General features: G+C 70.6%; 16 protein-coding genes. 11 read left to right on the forward strand and 5 right to left on the reverse strand.

What is annotated here, in order from left to right:
* Positions 1 to 45 precede the first annotated feature (45 nt).
* The 8 genes from ACH47Z_RS25015 (at position 46) to ACH47Z_RS25050 (ending at position 6,460) form a co-directional block, all read left to right on the forward strand.
* Positions 46 to 1,497, forward strand: coding sequence for a menaquinone biosynthesis decarboxylase (locus ACH47Z_RS25015; protein WP_399077254.1), 1,452 nt, complete (start codon positions 46 to 48; stop codon positions 1,495 to 1,497).
* On the forward strand, positions 1,494 to 2,390 hold the full coding sequence (gene mqnP, locus ACH47Z_RS25020) for a menaquinone biosynthesis prenyltransferase MqnP (protein ID WP_399077257.1): 897 nt from the start codon (positions 1,494 to 1,496) through the stop codon (positions 2,388 to 2,390). The genes ACH47Z_RS25015 and mqnP overlap by 4 nt, the downstream gene beginning before the upstream one ends.
* 96 nt (positions 2,391 to 2,486) lie before the next feature.
* On the forward strand, positions 2,487 to 3,125 hold the full coding sequence (locus ACH47Z_RS25025; protein WP_399077260.1) for a UbiX family flavin prenyltransferase: 639 nt from the start codon (positions 2,487 to 2,489) through the stop codon (positions 3,123 to 3,125).
* 46 nt (positions 3,126 to 3,171) lie between these two features.
* Positions 3,172 to 3,627, forward strand: coding sequence for an Lrp/AsnC family transcriptional regulator (locus tag ACH47Z_RS25030; RefSeq protein ID WP_059251851.1), 456 nt, complete (start codon positions 3,172 to 3,174; stop codon positions 3,625 to 3,627).
* Positions 3,628 to 3,710: 83 nt separating this feature from the next.
* Complete coding sequence (gene mqnE / locus ACH47Z_RS25035) at positions 3,711 to 4,874, forward strand: aminofutalosine synthase MqnE (RefSeq protein WP_399077262.1); 1,164 nt, start codon at positions 3,711 to 3,713, stop codon at positions 4,872 to 4,874.
* A gap of 4 nt (positions 4,875 to 4,878) precedes the next feature.
* Positions 4,879 to 5,403: a GNAT family N-acetyltransferase gene (locus tag ACH47Z_RS25040; RefSeq protein ID WP_399077264.1), complete on the forward strand. Its 525-nt coding sequence runs from the start codon at positions 4,879 to 4,881 to the stop codon at positions 5,401 to 5,403.
* A gap of 87 nt (positions 5,404 to 5,490) precedes the next feature.
* Positions 5,491 to 5,799 (forward strand): DUF4229 domain-containing protein, encoded by a 309-nt coding sequence (locus ACH47Z_RS25045; RefSeq protein WP_399077266.1) that lies wholly within the window; start codon positions 5,491 to 5,493, stop codon positions 5,797 to 5,799.
* Positions 5,800 to 5,809: 10 nt separating this feature from the next.
* A complete protein-coding gene (locus ACH47Z_RS25050) occupies positions 5,810 to 6,460 on the forward strand; it encodes a TetR/AcrR family transcriptional regulator (protein ID WP_399077268.1) in 651 nt (216 codons plus the stop codon).
* A gap of 89 nt (positions 6,461 to 6,549) precedes the next feature.
* On the opposite strand, the gene ACH47Z_RS25055 is transcribed toward ACH47Z_RS25050, so the two are convergent.
* Positions 6,550 to 7,362, reverse strand: coding sequence for a MaoC family dehydratase (locus ACH47Z_RS25055; protein WP_399077270.1), 813 nt, complete (start codon positions 7,360 to 7,362; stop codon positions 6,550 to 6,552).
* A 220-nt stretch (positions 7,363 to 7,582) separates the two neighbouring features.
* Here ACH47Z_RS25055 and ACH47Z_RS25060 point away from each other — a divergent pair, with 220 nt between their 5' ends.
* Positions 7,583 to 9,526: an AMP-dependent synthetase/ligase gene (locus tag ACH47Z_RS25060; RefSeq protein WP_399077273.1), complete on the forward strand. Its 1,944-nt coding sequence runs from the start codon at positions 7,583 to 7,585 to the stop codon at positions 9,524 to 9,526.
* A 179-nt stretch (positions 9,527 to 9,705) separates the two neighbouring features.
* A complete protein-coding gene (locus ACH47Z_RS25065) occupies positions 9,706 to 10,608 on the forward strand; it encodes a LysR family transcriptional regulator (RefSeq protein ID WP_399077275.1) in 903 nt (300 codons plus the stop codon).
* 6 nt (positions 10,609 to 10,614) lie between these two features.
* Here ACH47Z_RS25065 and ACH47Z_RS25070 read toward each other — a convergent pair whose 3' ends face one another.
* The 3 genes from ACH47Z_RS25070 to ACH47Z_RS25080 all read right to left on the reverse strand — a co-directional run bounded on the left by ACH47Z_RS25070 (position 10,615) and on the right by ACH47Z_RS25080 (position 12,667).
* A complete protein-coding gene (locus tag ACH47Z_RS25070; protein WP_399077278.1) occupies positions 10,615 to 11,259 on the reverse strand; it encodes a class I SAM-dependent DNA methyltransferase in 645 nt (214 codons plus the stop codon).
* A 368-nt stretch (positions 11,260 to 11,627) separates the two neighbouring features.
* Positions 11,628 to 11,942: an AzlD domain-containing protein gene (locus ACH47Z_RS25075; RefSeq protein ID WP_399077280.1), complete on the reverse strand. Its 315-nt coding sequence runs from the start codon at positions 11,940 to 11,942 to the stop codon at positions 11,628 to 11,630.
* Positions 11,939 to 12,667, reverse strand: coding sequence for an AzlC family ABC transporter permease (locus ACH47Z_RS25080; RefSeq protein WP_399077283.1), 729 nt, complete (start codon positions 12,665 to 12,667; stop codon positions 11,939 to 11,941). The genes ACH47Z_RS25075 and ACH47Z_RS25080 overlap by 4 nt, the downstream gene beginning before the upstream one ends.
* A 68-nt stretch (positions 12,668 to 12,735) precedes the next feature.
* Here ACH47Z_RS25080 and ACH47Z_RS25085 point away from each other — a divergent pair, with 68 nt between their 5' ends.
* Positions 12,736 to 13,311 carry a helix-turn-helix domain-containing protein gene (locus ACH47Z_RS25085; protein WP_399077284.1) on the forward strand — a complete coding sequence of 192 codons (576 nt, stop codon included), beginning with the start codon at positions 12,736 to 12,738 and terminating at the stop codon, positions 13,309 to 13,311.
* 115 nt (positions 13,312 to 13,426) lie between these two features.
* Here the strand turns inward: ACH47Z_RS25085 and ACH47Z_RS25090 are convergent, their stop codons facing one another.
* Positions 13,427 to 13,630 (reverse strand): cold-shock protein, encoded by a 204-nt coding sequence (locus ACH47Z_RS25090; protein ID WP_003974443.1) that lies wholly within the window; start codon positions 13,628 to 13,630, stop codon positions 13,427 to 13,429.
* Positions 13,631 to 13,913 lie beyond the last annotated feature (283 nt).

Genomic DNA, 13,913 nt, shown 5'->3' on the forward strand with positions numbered 1-13,913 from the left:
CCCCGGTGACCGGCTCAGGTTAGCGGGTGGCAGATACTGGGACACATGGCTTACGACGATCTTCGCTCCCTGTTGCGGGCGCTGGAGCGCGAGGGAGACCTCAAGCGCATCAAGGCCGAGGTCGACCCATTTCTGGAAGTCGGGGAGATCGTCGACCGGGTGCAGAAGGCGGGCGGACCGGCGCTGCTCTTCGAGAACGTGAAGGGCTCCGCGATGCCCCTCGCGATGAACGTCTTCGGCACCGACCGGCGCCTGCTCAAGGCGCTCGGCCTGAAGTCGTACGGCGAGATCTCCGAGAAGATCGGCGGCCTGCTGCGGCCCGAACTGCCGCACGGCTTCGTCGGGGTGCGCGAGGCCTTCGGGAAGCTCGGCGCGATGGCGCACGTCCCGCCGAAGAAGATCAAGGAAGCGCCGGTCCAGGAGGTCGTGCTGCACGGGGACGAGGTCGACCTCGACCGGCTCCCGGCGCTGTTCACCTGGCCGCAGGACGGCGGCTCCTTCTTCAACCTGGGGCTCACGCACACCAAGGACCCGGAGACGGGCATCCGCAACCTCGGGCTGTACCGCCTGCAGCGCCACGACAAGCGCACCATCGGCATGCACTGGCAGATCCACAAGGACAGCCGCAACCACTACCAGGTGGCGGCGAGGAGGGGCGAACGCCTGCCCGTCGCCATCGCCTTCGGCTGCCCCCCGGCCGTCACCTACGCCTCCACGGCCCCCCTTCCCGGTGACATCGACGAGTACCTCTTCGCGGGCTTCATCGCGGGCAAGCGGATCGAGATGGTCGACTGCAAGACGGTCCCGCTCCAGGTGCCCGCGAACGCCGAGGTGGTGCTGGAGGGCTGGCTGGAGCCCGGCGAGATGCTCCCTGAGGGTCCCTTCGGCGACCACACCGGCTTCTACACCCCGCAGGAGCCGTTCCCCGCGCTGAAGATCGACTGCGTGACGATGCGGAGGCGCCCGCTGCTCCAGTCGATCGTGGTCGGCCGCCCCCCGACGGAGGACGGCCCGCTGGGCAGGGCCACGGAACGCTTCTTCCTCCCCCTGCTGAAGATCATCGTCCCGGACATCGTGGACTACCACCTGCCCGAGGCCGGGGGCTTCCACAACTGCGCGATCGTCTCGATCGACAAGAAGTACCCGAAGCACGCGCAGAAGGTCATGCACGCGATCTGGGGGGCGCACATGATGTCCCTCACCAAGCTGATCGTGGTCGTGGACGCCGACTGCGACGTGCACGATCTGCACGAGGTCGCCTGGCGGGCCCTCGGCAACACCGACTACGCCCGCGACCTCACGGTCGTGGAGGGCCCCGTCGACCACCTCGACCACGCCTCCTACCAGCAGTTCTGGGGCGGCAAGGCGGGCATCGACGCGACGAGGAAGTGGCCGGAGGAGGGTTACACGAGGGACGGAGGCTGGCCGGACATGGTCCTCTCCGACCCCGATACGGCGGCTCTCGTGGACCGCCGCTGGAAGGAGTACGGGCTGTGACCACCGCCGCGATCCCGCAGCCAGGACGCACCAAGGCGTTCCTCCGTCTGGTGATGATCGAGCACTCGGTCTTCGCGCTGCCCTTCGCCTACATCGCCTCGCTCACGGCGATGTACCAGTGGGACAAGAGCATCCACTGGGCCCGGCTGCTGCTGGTCACGATCTGCATGGTCGGCCTGCGGACGTTCGCGATGGCGGTCAACCGGATCATCGACCGCGAGATCGACGCGCGGAACCCGCGTACGGCCCACCGCGAGCTGGTGACCGGCGCGATGTCGGTCCGCCACGCCTGGACGGGCGCCCTGATCGCGCTGGTGATCTTCCTGGGCGCGGCGGCTCTCCTGAACCCCCTGTGCCTGGCGCTGGCCCCGGTCGCGGTGATCCCGATGGTGGTCTACCCGTACGGCAAGCGCTTCACGAACTTCCCGCAGGCCATCCTGGGCCTCGCCCAGGCCATGGGCCCGGTGGGCGGCTGGCTGGCCATCTCCGGGACCTGGTCCTGGGACGCGGTGGTCCTCGGCCTGGCCGTGGGCATCTGGATCGGCGGCTTCGACCTGATCTACGCCTGCCAGGACGTCGAGACCGACCGCGAGACCGGCGTCATGTCGGTCCCGGCCCGTTTCGGGATCCCGGCCGCGATCTGGGGCGCGCGGGTGTGCCACACCCTGACGACGGCCCTGTTCGTCTGGTACGCCCTGGCCACGCACGCCGGCACCTTCTTCTGGTTGGGCCTGCTGATCGTCGCGGGCGCCTTCGTCTACGAGCACCGCATCGTCCGCCCGCATGACCTGTCCCGCCTGAACAGGGCGTTCTTCAGCGTCAACGGCTTCATCGGCATTGCCCTGTTCGTGTGTGCGCTGCTGGATCTGCTGGTTCGGGGTCTGAGCGTCTGAGTACCTCCCCGGGCATCGCGCACTACGCCCACCCGGCCTGAGTCCTGTCCGACCCACCGGTACGCTCAAGGTGTGAACGCAGGAGAAACGCAGCGCGTGCCTTGGATCGTGGGGGTGTCCGGAGCTTCCGGGACGCCCTATGCGGCGGCTGTGCTGCGGGCGCTGCTGGCGGCGGGGGAGGCGGTGGACCTGGTGGTCAGCCGGGCCTCGCGGCTGACGCTGCTCGATGAGACCGGGATATCGTTCCGGGACGCCCACTGGTGCGACGACCTGCGGGAATGGCTCGGCCGGGGCGCCGACGGCAAGCCTGACACCTTCGATGTGGACCTCGGCGGGGTGCGGTACTGGAACGCGGGGGACCTCGCGGCCGGGCCGTCCTCGGGGTCGTACCCGGCGAAGGGCATGCTCATCGTGCCCGCGTCCACGGCGTGTGTCGCCGGGGTCGCGCTCGGACTGTCCAAGGACCTGCTCCAGCGCACGGCGAGCGTCACCCTCAAGGAGCGCCGGACCCTGGTCGTGGCCGTACGGGAGGCTCCGCTGAACGGGCAGACGCTGCGCCATCTCGTGGCGCTGGACGACGCCGGCGCCACCGTCGTACCGGCCTCGCCCGCCTTCTACGCGGGCGCCACCCACATCCAGGATCTGGTGGACTTCGTCGCCGGTCGGGTGCTGGACGCGGCGGGCGTCGAGCACGGCCTGTACCGGCGGTGGCGGGGCGAACTGGGCACGTCGTAGTACCTCTCTTCAACTTCGGAACTCTGCACCGGAAGGCTTCGATCGCATGGACGCGGTGGACAGGCAGCTCATCCAGGCCCTGAGGGAGAACGGCCGGGCCTCGTACGCGGAGCTGGGGCGCCTCGTCGGCCTGTCGGGACCCAGCGTCACCGACCGCATCAACCGGCTGGAGGCGGCCGGTGTCATCACCGGCTACCGCGCCACGGTGAACGCGGCCTCGCTCGGCCTCGGCGTCACCGCGCTGATCGGCATCTCGCTCTCCGACGCCGCCGACCACGAGGACGTCGCCCAGCGGCTGCGGGACCTGCCGGAGATCGAGGACTGCTGGTTCATCGCCGGCGACGACTCCTACATGCTGAAGGTCCGGGCCACCGATGTGGACGGCCTCGAGCGGATCATCCGGCGGCTCAGCGGGACCAAGGGTGTCTCCCGGACCCGTACCACCATCGTGCTCTCCACCAAGTGGGAGAACCGGGTCGGGGAACTTCCGGAAGAGGTCTAGGCGCGGAGCGCCGTATGGGGGCACCTCCCGCCCGAAGGGTGGGGGAGTACCGTTTACGAAGTCTGTCGAGGAAAGGTGTTGGCATGGACGTCGGGCTCAAGCGCGAGCTGGAGGAGAAGGTCCGCTCCGGTGAGCGGCTGACCCGCGAGGACGGCATCGCGCTGTACGAGTCGGACGACCTGGCCTGGCTCGGCGGCCTCGCGCACGAGGTGCGCACCCGTAAGAACGGTGACGTCGTCCACTTCAACGTCAACCGGCACCTCAACATGACCAACGTGTGCACGGCCTCCTGCGCCTACTGCTCGTTCCAGCGCAAGCCGGGCGAGAAGGACGCGTACACGATGCGCATCGAGGAGGCCGTCAAGCTCGCCAAGGCGATGGAGTCGGAGAACCTCACCGAGCTGCACATCGTCAACGGGCTGCACCCGAACCTGCCGTGGCGCTACTACCCGCGCTCGCTGCGTGAGCTGAAGGCCGCGCTGCCGCACGTGTCGCTGAAGGCGTTCACGGCGACGGAGATCCACCACTTCGAGACGATCTCCGGCCTGTCGGCGTCCGAGATCCTCGACGAGCTGATCGACGCCGGTCTGGAGTCGCTGACCGGCGGTGGCGCCGAGATCTTCGACTGGGAGGTCCGGCAGCACATCGTGGATCACAGGACCCACTGGGAGGACTGGTCCCGGATCCACCGCCTGGCGCACGAGAAGGGTCTGAAGACCCCGTGCACCATGCTGTACGGCCACATCGAGGAGCCCCGGCACCGGGTCGACCACGTTCTCCGTCTCCGCGAACTGCAGGACGAGACGAACGGCTTCCAGGTCTTCATCCCGCTGCGCTACCAGCACGACTTCGTGGACATGAAGGACGGGAAGGTACGCAACCGGCTCCAGGCCCGCACGCAGATGGCCACCGGTGCCGAGGCCCTGAAGACCTTCGCCGTCTCCCGGCTGCTCTTCGACAACGTCCCGCACGTGAAGGTCTTCTGGGTGATGCACGGCGTGCAGACCGCCCAGCTGGCCCTCCAGCACGGCGCGGACGACATGGACGGCTCGGTCGTCGAGTACAAGATCACGCACGACGCGGACAACTTCGGCACCCCGAACAAGCTGACCCGCGAGGACCTGCTGGACCTGATCCGCGACGCCGGCTTCCGCCCGGTGGAGCGCAACACGCGCTACGAGATCATCCGCGAGTTCGACGGCCCCGACCCGGCCCGCCGGGACTCCCCGCAGCCGATGCGGGTGTGAGCCGGTGTCGTTGACATTCGAGCTGGACCCGTCGGTCTCGCCCGCCTTCCGGGACGAGGTGCTCGCGCTGTGGGCGGACGTGTCGAACGCCGGCGGCTCCGTGGGCTTCGTGCCGCCGGTGACCGTGGACGACATACGCCCCGAGCTGGTGAAGCACTTCGTCGCCATGGCCGAGGGCCGCACCCGGTTGCTGGTGGGCCGGGACACGACGGGCGCGGTCGCGGCGACCGCGTTCCTCACGCACAACACACACCGGCTGATGACGCACTGGGTGTGGCTGTACACGGTGATGGTCCACCCCCGCCACCAGGGCCAGGGGTACGGCCGTGACCTGCTCGCGGCCGCCGCCGACGCGGCCCGCACGCTCGACGGCATAGAGGCGATACGGCTCACCTGCCGGGGCGGCCTGGGCCTGGAGCGGTTCTACGGCTCCTGCGGCTACAAGGAGGTCGGCCGGGTGCCCGGCGCCATCCGGGTCGCGCCGGGCGACGACCGCGACGACATCACCATGCTGCTGCCGATCACCTGACCCCCTCGTCCGACCCCGCTGCAAGATCGCCCTCCGGGCGTGCTTCACTGGACGCTGACCCTTTTGGAATCGGACGAGTGGATTGAGATGCTCCGCTACACGCTGATGCGCCTCGGCATCTTCGCCGGCTGCCTCGTCGTCGTCTGGGGAGCCGTCTACTCCGGCATCTTCCCGCGTGGTTTCGGCGACTCCAACTTCCTCTGGGTGCTGCTGCTCTCCCTGGTGCTGTCGGCGCCGATCAGCTGGGTGGTGCTGCGCCGGGAGCGGGAGCGGGCCTCGGTGCAGATCGTGAACCGGGTCGACCGGATGAAGGCCAACCTGGAGGCGAACCGCAGCCAGGAGGACGGCGCCGACGACACCGCCCGCACGCAGGGCGAGGCCGCCACCTCCAACTAGTCTTGCCCTCATGGGTGGGGCGAGGACCAAGCGGATGCCGCGTGCGGTGCGGGAGCAGCAGATGCTCGACGCCGCCGTACGGATCTTCGGCCAGCGTGGCTACATGGCCGCGTCGATGGACGAGATAGCCGAGCTGGCAGGGGTCTCCAAGCCGTTGGTCTACCTCTACCTCAACTCCAAGGAAGACCTCTTCACCGCCTGCATCCGCCGGGAGTCCACCGCGCTGACGCAGGCGGTACGCGCCGGGGTCCGCCCGGACCGCCCCGCCGACCGCCAGCTCTGGGACGGCCTCCTGGCCTTCTTCGCCCACACCGCCGAGCATCCGGACGCCTGGTCCGTCCTCCACCTCCAGGCCCGCACCCACGGCGAACCCTTCGCCTCCGAGGTCGCCGCGATGCGCACGGAGATCGTCGCCTTCGTCACCCGCCTGGTAGCCGTAGCCGCCCGCGAGGCCCACCGGGATCCCGACCTGGCGGAGGGCGAGGTCGCGGGTTTGGCGGAGGCCCTGGTGGGAGCGGCGGAGTCGCTGGCCGCATGGGCCAACACGACACCGGGGGTCACAGCCCGACAGGCGGCGGGCACGTTGATGAACTTCGCGTGGTCGGGATTGGGCAACTTGATGAGGGGTAACAGATGGACTCCGCCGGCTGAAGAAACCTAGGGGCGCGGGGCTGTATCGATGTGCGGCTCCGCCGCGTGGGCGCGAGCAACCCCCACGCACCCGGCAACGGCGACACACCTCCACGGCGCCTAGCCCACCTCCCCAACCAAGTGCAGTCGCCCCCCATCCCCCCGCAACTCGAACCGACCGCACCCATCCGCCCCGTACGCCACCCTGCAAGGCAACAACACCGGCGCCACAAACCGCGCCCGCACCCCGACGGACCCGCTCATACCGTGGGCGGCTACGCAGCGAGCCACCGTCCACATGCCATGCGCGATGGCCCGGGGGAAGCCGAAGAGGCGGGCGGTGAGGGGATGGAGGTGGATGGGGTTGCGGTCACCGGAGACCGCGCCGTACCGCCGTCCGACGTCCCCGGCGAGCCGCCACTCGGCGACGACGGGCAGCGGAGTGTCCTCGCGGACCGGCCGGGGTGCCGTACGGCTGTCGGTGTGATGCCGGGCGAGATACGTGCTGCGGGACTCCCAGACGACGTCACCACCCGCCGCCATCTCGGTCACCACCGTGGCCTCCGTACCGCGCCGGTGCGGGGCCAACCCCTCGATGTGTACGGCGAGTTGGTACTCCTCCGTCGCCGGTACGGCGGTGTGCCGGACGATGTCGATCGAGGTGTGGACGAGGCCCAGCAGCGGCAGCGGGAAGTCCCGGCCGCTCATCAGCCGCATGGCAAGCGGGAAGCCGAGGACGTGCGGGTAGGTCACGGGGAGGGTGGGCTCGCCCGTGGGGAAGCCGCAGACGCGCTCGTAGGCGGCCAGGTGCGCCAGGTCGATACGGACCCCGGGCAGCACGAGCCGGGTGGGCGGGAAGTCCGCCTCGGGGGAGGGGCGTTTGAACGGCGAGCGCAGTGCGCCCGTTATGAGATGCAGCAACTCGCCTGTCATGTCCAGCCGCCTCATGCTTACTCGGGAGTAAGGTTACCGTCGGTAAGTCTAACGTGAGCCCCTGTCGCAAAACCCCCGAGGTTGCACATCCCCGACCCCGGACCATCCCCGAACCCGCACAACCCCCTCACAGTGGGCCCGTACGATCACCTGCCTAACCAGCGGTAACTCCTTTCTGTCGAGGCCCACCGCAGGTGTATGCACGCCAGAGGAGCCGCCCGTGTCCACTCCGTACCCGAACGCCCCCGTCTCCTCCGCCGCCGTCACCGCCGTCGACTACGACGGCCGCCCGGTCCTCGTGGAACCCCGGATCCAGCGGCTGGACGGCGCCGTACGGGAGGTGCACGTGCCGCCGTTCACACCCCCGGTCAAGCACGGGTCGCTCGCGGACCTGCCGTTCGACAACGCCGAGGCCGCCCCGAACGAGGTCGTGCTCAGCCGCCGTGTCCCGGAAGGCGGTTGGGCCGATCTGACCGCCGCCGACTTCGCCGGACAGGTGCTCGCGGTGGCCAAGGGGCTGATCGCCGAGGGGATGGTGCCGGGGGACCGGATCGCCGTCATGGCCCGCACCCGGTACGAGTGGACGCTGCTCGACTTCGCCGCCTGGGCGGCCGGGCTGGTCACCGTGCCCGTCTACCCCACCTCCTCCGTCTTCCAGACCCGGTGGATCCTGCACGACTCCGGCGCCCGTGCCCTCGTCACCGAGACCGCCGCCCAGGCCGCCGCCCTCGGGCCCGAGCTGCCGCACCTGCCCGACCTGCGGCATCTGTGGGTGATGGACAAGGAGCACGTGACCCGGCTGGCGGAGGCGGGCGCGCAGGTGCCGGACGGTGAAGTCGCCGTACGCAGAGGGATGCTGGGCCCCGACACCCTCGCCACGCTCATCTACACCTCCGGCACCACCGGCCGCCCCAAGGGCTGCGCGCTCTCCCACGGCAACTTCTTCGCCGAGGTCGACAACGCCATCGAGCTGCTCTACCCGGTCTTCAAGGCGCAGGACGAGGACCCCTCGGTGCTGCTGTTCCTGCCGATGTCCCATGTGTTCGGGCGGATGGTGGCCATCGCCTGCATCCGGGCCCGGGTGCGGCTCGGGCACGCGCCGAGCCTCGCCGCCGAGGACCTGCTGCCGGACCTGGCCGCCTTCAGGCCAACCGCCCTGCTGACCATCCCGTACATGCTGGAGAAGGTCTACAACTCGGCCCGCGCGAAAGCGGAGTCGGGCGGCCGGGTCTCCGTCTTCGACCGGGCGGCGGCGGTCGCCGTGCGCTACGGCGAGGCGCTGGAGGCCCGGCAGACCGGCACCGGCGGCGGCCCGAGCCGCTCGCTGAAGACGGCCCGCACCTTCTACGACCCGCTCGTCTACCGCAAGATCCGCTCCGCCATGGGAGGAAGGGTCCGCCACATCATCTGCGGCGGCTCCCCGCTCGGCCGGCGCCTCGCCGCGTTCTACGCCGGTGCCGGCATCGAGATCTTCGAGGGGTACGGCCTGACGGAGACCACCGCCGCCACGACGTGCACACCGCCGCTCAAGCCCCGCCTGGGCACGGTCGGCTGGCCGATGCCCGGCACCCGCATCCGGATCGCCGCCGACGGCGAGATCCTCGTCGCCGGCGACCATGTGCTGCGCGGCTACTGGGATCCGGCGGCCGGCGGTGTCGTACCCGCGACCCGGGACGGCTGGCTGGCGACCGGCGACATCGGGGAGCTGGACGACGAGGGCTACCTCACCATCACCGGCCGCAAGAAGGAGCTGCTGATCACGGCGGGCGGCAAGTCGGTGGCCCCGGCCCCGCTGGAGAACTGGCTGCGCCAGCACCCGCTGATCTCGCAGGTCATGCTGGTCGGCGACGGCCGGCCGTTCGTCTCCGCGCTGATCACCCTCGACCCCGACGGCATCACCCACTGGCGTCAGATGATCGGCAAGCACCCGGTCCCACCCGAACTGCTGGTCGGCGACGTGGAGTTGGAGGAGGTCCTGCAGCGCGCGATCGACGAGGCCAACAAGATGGTCTCGCGGCCCGAGTCCATCCGTCGTTTCGCCGTGCTGCCCAGGGACTTCACCGAGGTGGAGGGCCATCTCACCCCGTCGATGAAACTTCGGCGCGAGCAGATCATGGGGGACTTCGCGGAGGCGGTGGAGGGGCTGTACGAGGCTTCCCGGTGAGGGGTCGGCACCCGCTCCCCGGCCGGCTCACGCCGTGCGTCCGGACGTCGGCGTGATGCGGGGAGCGGGTTGCCGCCTGGGTCGGCTCGGTTGCGGCCCGCCCCCGATCCTCGTACCGCGCTCAAGGTGCAGTCAATCCTTGGGTTTTCTCGGCAAACCCCAGTGTTAGCTTGGGTGTTGTGACCCTCGAAGACCTGCGTGTGTTCGTGGCCGTGTGCCGGGCGGGCAGCCTCAGTGCCGTCGCCCGGGACCTCGGCTGCACCCAGTCCGCCGTCAGCCAGCACGTCAAGCGGCTGGAGCGGGAGACGGGCCTGGCCCTGCTGGAGCGCCAGCCGCGCGGGGTCGTACCGACGCAGGCCGGGCGGATCCTGGAGGCCGCGGCCGCCGAGGGCATCTCCGGGCTCGACCTCGCCGTACGACGGCTGCGCGATCTGCTCGACGGGCACAGCGGGCACGTCCGCGTGGCTACCGGCGCCACCACCGTGCGGCACTTCATGTCCGACGCGGTCCTCGCCTTCCGCCGCCGCCACCCCAAGGTCAACCTCGAGTTCCGCACGGTCAGTTCGGGCCGCGGCACCTTCGACGCGCTCGCCGACGGCACCCTCGACCTCGCCTGGATCACCCTCGGCCCGCCGGTGAGGGGCATCGAGCAGCGGACCGTGGTCGAGCTGCCCTGGGTGCTCGCCGTACCGGCCGACGACCCGCTGGCCGCCCGGTCCCGGCTCGATCCGGCCGACCTGGCCGACGTCCCGCTCATCCGGCTGCCGCCCAACTCCGCCTCCGCCGCCCATCTGGAGGCCGCCTGCGCCGAGTCGGGCGTCCGGCTCGCGCACGACGCCTCCGTCGCCGACTGGGACACCGCGCTGCTCCTCGCCGAACTGGGCGCGGGCCGGGCCGTCGTACCCGCCGTACCCGGGCTGCCCGTGCCCGGCGAGGGCCCGCTGCGGCTGATCCCGCTGCCGGGGCTGCGGCCGCTGCCGGTCGGCTGGGCGGTGCGCCGCTGGGACGCGCTCAGCCCGCCCGCCCGGGCCTTCGCGGACACCGTGCGCATCCGCCCGCGGACCCCCGGCGAAAACCGGTAGCGGTGGCTATTTCCGGGCGAACAGGAAGGCCTGGGGGACCTTCTCGTCGAGCCGCTCCTCGGGCTCGCGGACCGTGCGGGACACCAGGGTGAAACCGGCGGCGGTGAGCAGTTGAGCCATGGCGTCCGGGTCCCGGCGGAGGAAGTCCAGCGTCACCGGGTGGCCGAAGGGGCGCTCCAGGCGACGGGGTTCCTCCCCGGCCTGGAAGGCGAGCAAGAGGTGTCCGCCCGGCTCCATGACCCGGTGGAACTCCGCGAAGAGCGCCGGGAGCCGGTCCGTGGGGGTGTGGATCGAGGAGTACCAGCACACGACACCGGCGAGCGAGCCGTCCGCCTGCTCGAGCTCCAGCATCGAGCCCTGCACAAAACGCAGCCCGGGATTCTCGCGCCGGGCGACCGCCAGCATGGACGCGGACAGGTCGAGCCCGAAGACTTCGAGGCCCAGGGCGGCCAGCCTCCCGGTGACCCGCCCGGGCCCACACCCGAGATCAGCCACCACCCCGCCGCCCCCCACCATCCGCGCATACAACCCGAGCAGCACCTCCTCCAACGGCCTCTGCGCGAACTCCTCCTGGAAATGGGCGGCATAGTCGTCGGCGATGGCGTCGTAGAAGGTCCGGGTGGCGGTCAGGAAGTCCTGGGTGTCGGTCATGAGGCCGGAGGGTAGCGCCCACCACTGACAACGTGCCCGGATCCGGGGGCAGCACGTGGCGTACACCGAGCCCTGGGCGGCGCACGCCCAACTGCGGGCGGCACACCGGGACTTGCTCAGTGGAGCATTCGCCACCGGGGGCGGCGCATTCGAGCCTGTCCCGTGGGTGCCCGCTCGGCGGCGGCGCGCCCGCACCTTTGTGGCGGTGCGCGGCCAGCCGACTGTGGGCAGCGGGCCCGCGGCCGCCCGGCGGTGTACGCCCTGCCGACGGCAGCGCACCCGGACTTGCCTGGTGGCGTACGCCCGGCAGGGCGCGCCCGCGCCCGGCCCGCGGTGGACGTCTCGGTCGGCCGAGCGGGTGGGGGAGGTCAGGTGACTCCGGCCGCTCGCAGCAGCGCCGTGGTCGCCGCCGCTCCCACGACCACCACCACGAACGGTGCCCTTCGCCACGCCAGCAGGCCTCCCGCCAGCACCCCGGCCGGCCGCGCCCAGCCCGCGAGGTCGCCGCCCTCGGTCAGCGCGCCCGTGGCCAGCAGGGCGACGAGCAGGACGACGGCCCCGGCCGCGGCCAGCTCCTGCACCCGGGCGGGTATCTCGACCCGCCCGTGCAGCACCGGCCCGACCAGCCGGAAGGCGTACGTGCCGACGGCGAGGGCCAGGATCACCACGACGGTGGCGTTCATACCGCCCGACCTTCTTCCCGGTTCCGCCCCCGGTGCAGAAACAGCCCGGCCAGAGCGACCAGCACCGGCACCCCGGCCGGTACGGCGGGCGTCACGGCCAGGGCCAGTCCGGCGCCGAGCAGGGCGCATCGCCGTACCGCCGCGTCCGCGCGCAGGGTGGGCAGGACCAGGGCGATCAGGACGGCGGGGAAGGCGGCGTCCAGGCCGTAGCGGGCGGTGTCGCCAAGCGCGCCGCCGGCCAGTGCGCCCGCCAGCACGCCGATGTTCCACACGGCGAACAAGCCGAGCCCGGAGATCCAGAACGCCCGCCGCTGCCGTACCGGATCGCTCTGGGCGAGGGCGAAGGCGACCGTCTCGTCGGTGACGAGGTGCGCGCCGAGGAAGCGGGCCGCGCGGCTCGTGCCGAGGATCTCCGCCACGGCCAGGCTGAACGCGGCCGTCCGGGTGTTGAGCAGCAGCCCGGTGGCCGCCGCCGCGAGCGGACCGCCCCCGGCGAGCAGCACGCCGACCGCGCTGAACTGGGCCGACCCCGCGTACACCACCACGGACATCAGCACCGGCACCCACAGCGGCAGCCCGCCGGCGACGGAGACCGCGCCGAAGGAGACGCCGACGATGCCGCTGGCCAGCCAGACGAGCGAGCTGTCGCGGACGAGGGAGCGGTCCTCGGACATGTCAGGGGGCGTCGGGGGCATCGGAGTGGTTGTTCGTTGTGGCGAACGCATGTTCTCTACAATGGACAGAGAACCTTGTGTCCGTCAAGGCGAACGATCGTACCGATGGAGCGAACGACATGGCCGAGCCGCCTCCCCGGGTCCCCGACCGGCTTCCGATGGAGTGGATCGCCGCGTCCCTCAAGCGCGAGCGCGCCCGCGCCGGGTTGTCCCTGTCCGAGCTGGCCAAGCGCGCGGGAATCGCCAAGTCCACGCTGTCCCAGCTGGAGGCGGCGAGCGGGAACCCGAACGTGGAGACGCTGTGGGCGCTCGCGGTGGCGCTGGGGGTGCCGTTCAGCGCGCTGGTCGAGCCGCCGGTGCAGAGCGTCCAGGTGATCCGCGCCGGACAGGGCCCGGGAGTCGCCTCCGGGCAGGCCAGCTTCGTCGGCATCCTGCTGTCGGCGAGCCCGCCCGGGGCCCGGCGGGACATCTACCAGATCCGCGCCGAGCCGGGCTCGGCGCGCACGGCCGAGCCGCACATCCCGGGCACGGTGGAGCATCTGATCGTCGGCACGGGACGGGTGAAGGCGGGCCCGGCCGGAGAAGAGGTCGAACTGGATCCCGGCGATTACATGGCGTACCGGGGGGATGTCGCCCACTCCTACGAGGCGCTGGCGCCGGGTACGACGTTCGTCCTCGTCATGCAGCACGTGTAGAGAATTCGCCGGGAATTCACACGGCGGGTGGGTGGGCCGAAAAGGCAGGAGCCCCGTCGCCTTACGGCGCGGGGCTCCTTGGGTACTGCACTCAGGTTCTGCGATCAGGCAGAGATCAGACGGGGGTGACGTTCTCCGCCTGCGGGCCCTTCGGACCCTGCGTCACGTCGAAGGAGACCTGCTGGTTCTCCTCCAGGGAACGGAATCCCTGGGCGTTGATCGCGGAGTAGTGAACGAAGACGTCGGGGCCGCCGCCCTCCTGGGCGATGAAGCCAAAGCCCTTTTCGGCGTTGAACCACTTAACGGTTCCGGTAGCCATAAGCCCTCCTTGGGCTCAAAAGGGTTGCCCTGCTCCAGAACCTGCACGTGCGAAACGGTGCTGCACAACTGCATTCGTCTGAAAACGACGAGAGCCCGCGGTCACATGCTCCGCAGGCTCTGTACTGCAAGGGAAACCAAACTGCAACTTGCGGCGAGCCTAGCACGCGGGCAGCCGAAAGCAATAGAGGTCAAGATCACTTCACCCGGATGTTTGAACGTCTGCTAGTCCGTTCGACGGCGGGGTCGGTCCGAGCACGGTACAGCACGGGGTCTAGTCTCGC

The sequence above is a fragment of the Streptomyces sp. NPDC020192 genome (assembly GCF_044388685.1).
Taxonomy (GTDB): Bacteria; Actinomycetota; Actinomycetes; order Streptomycetales; family Streptomycetaceae; genus Streptomyces.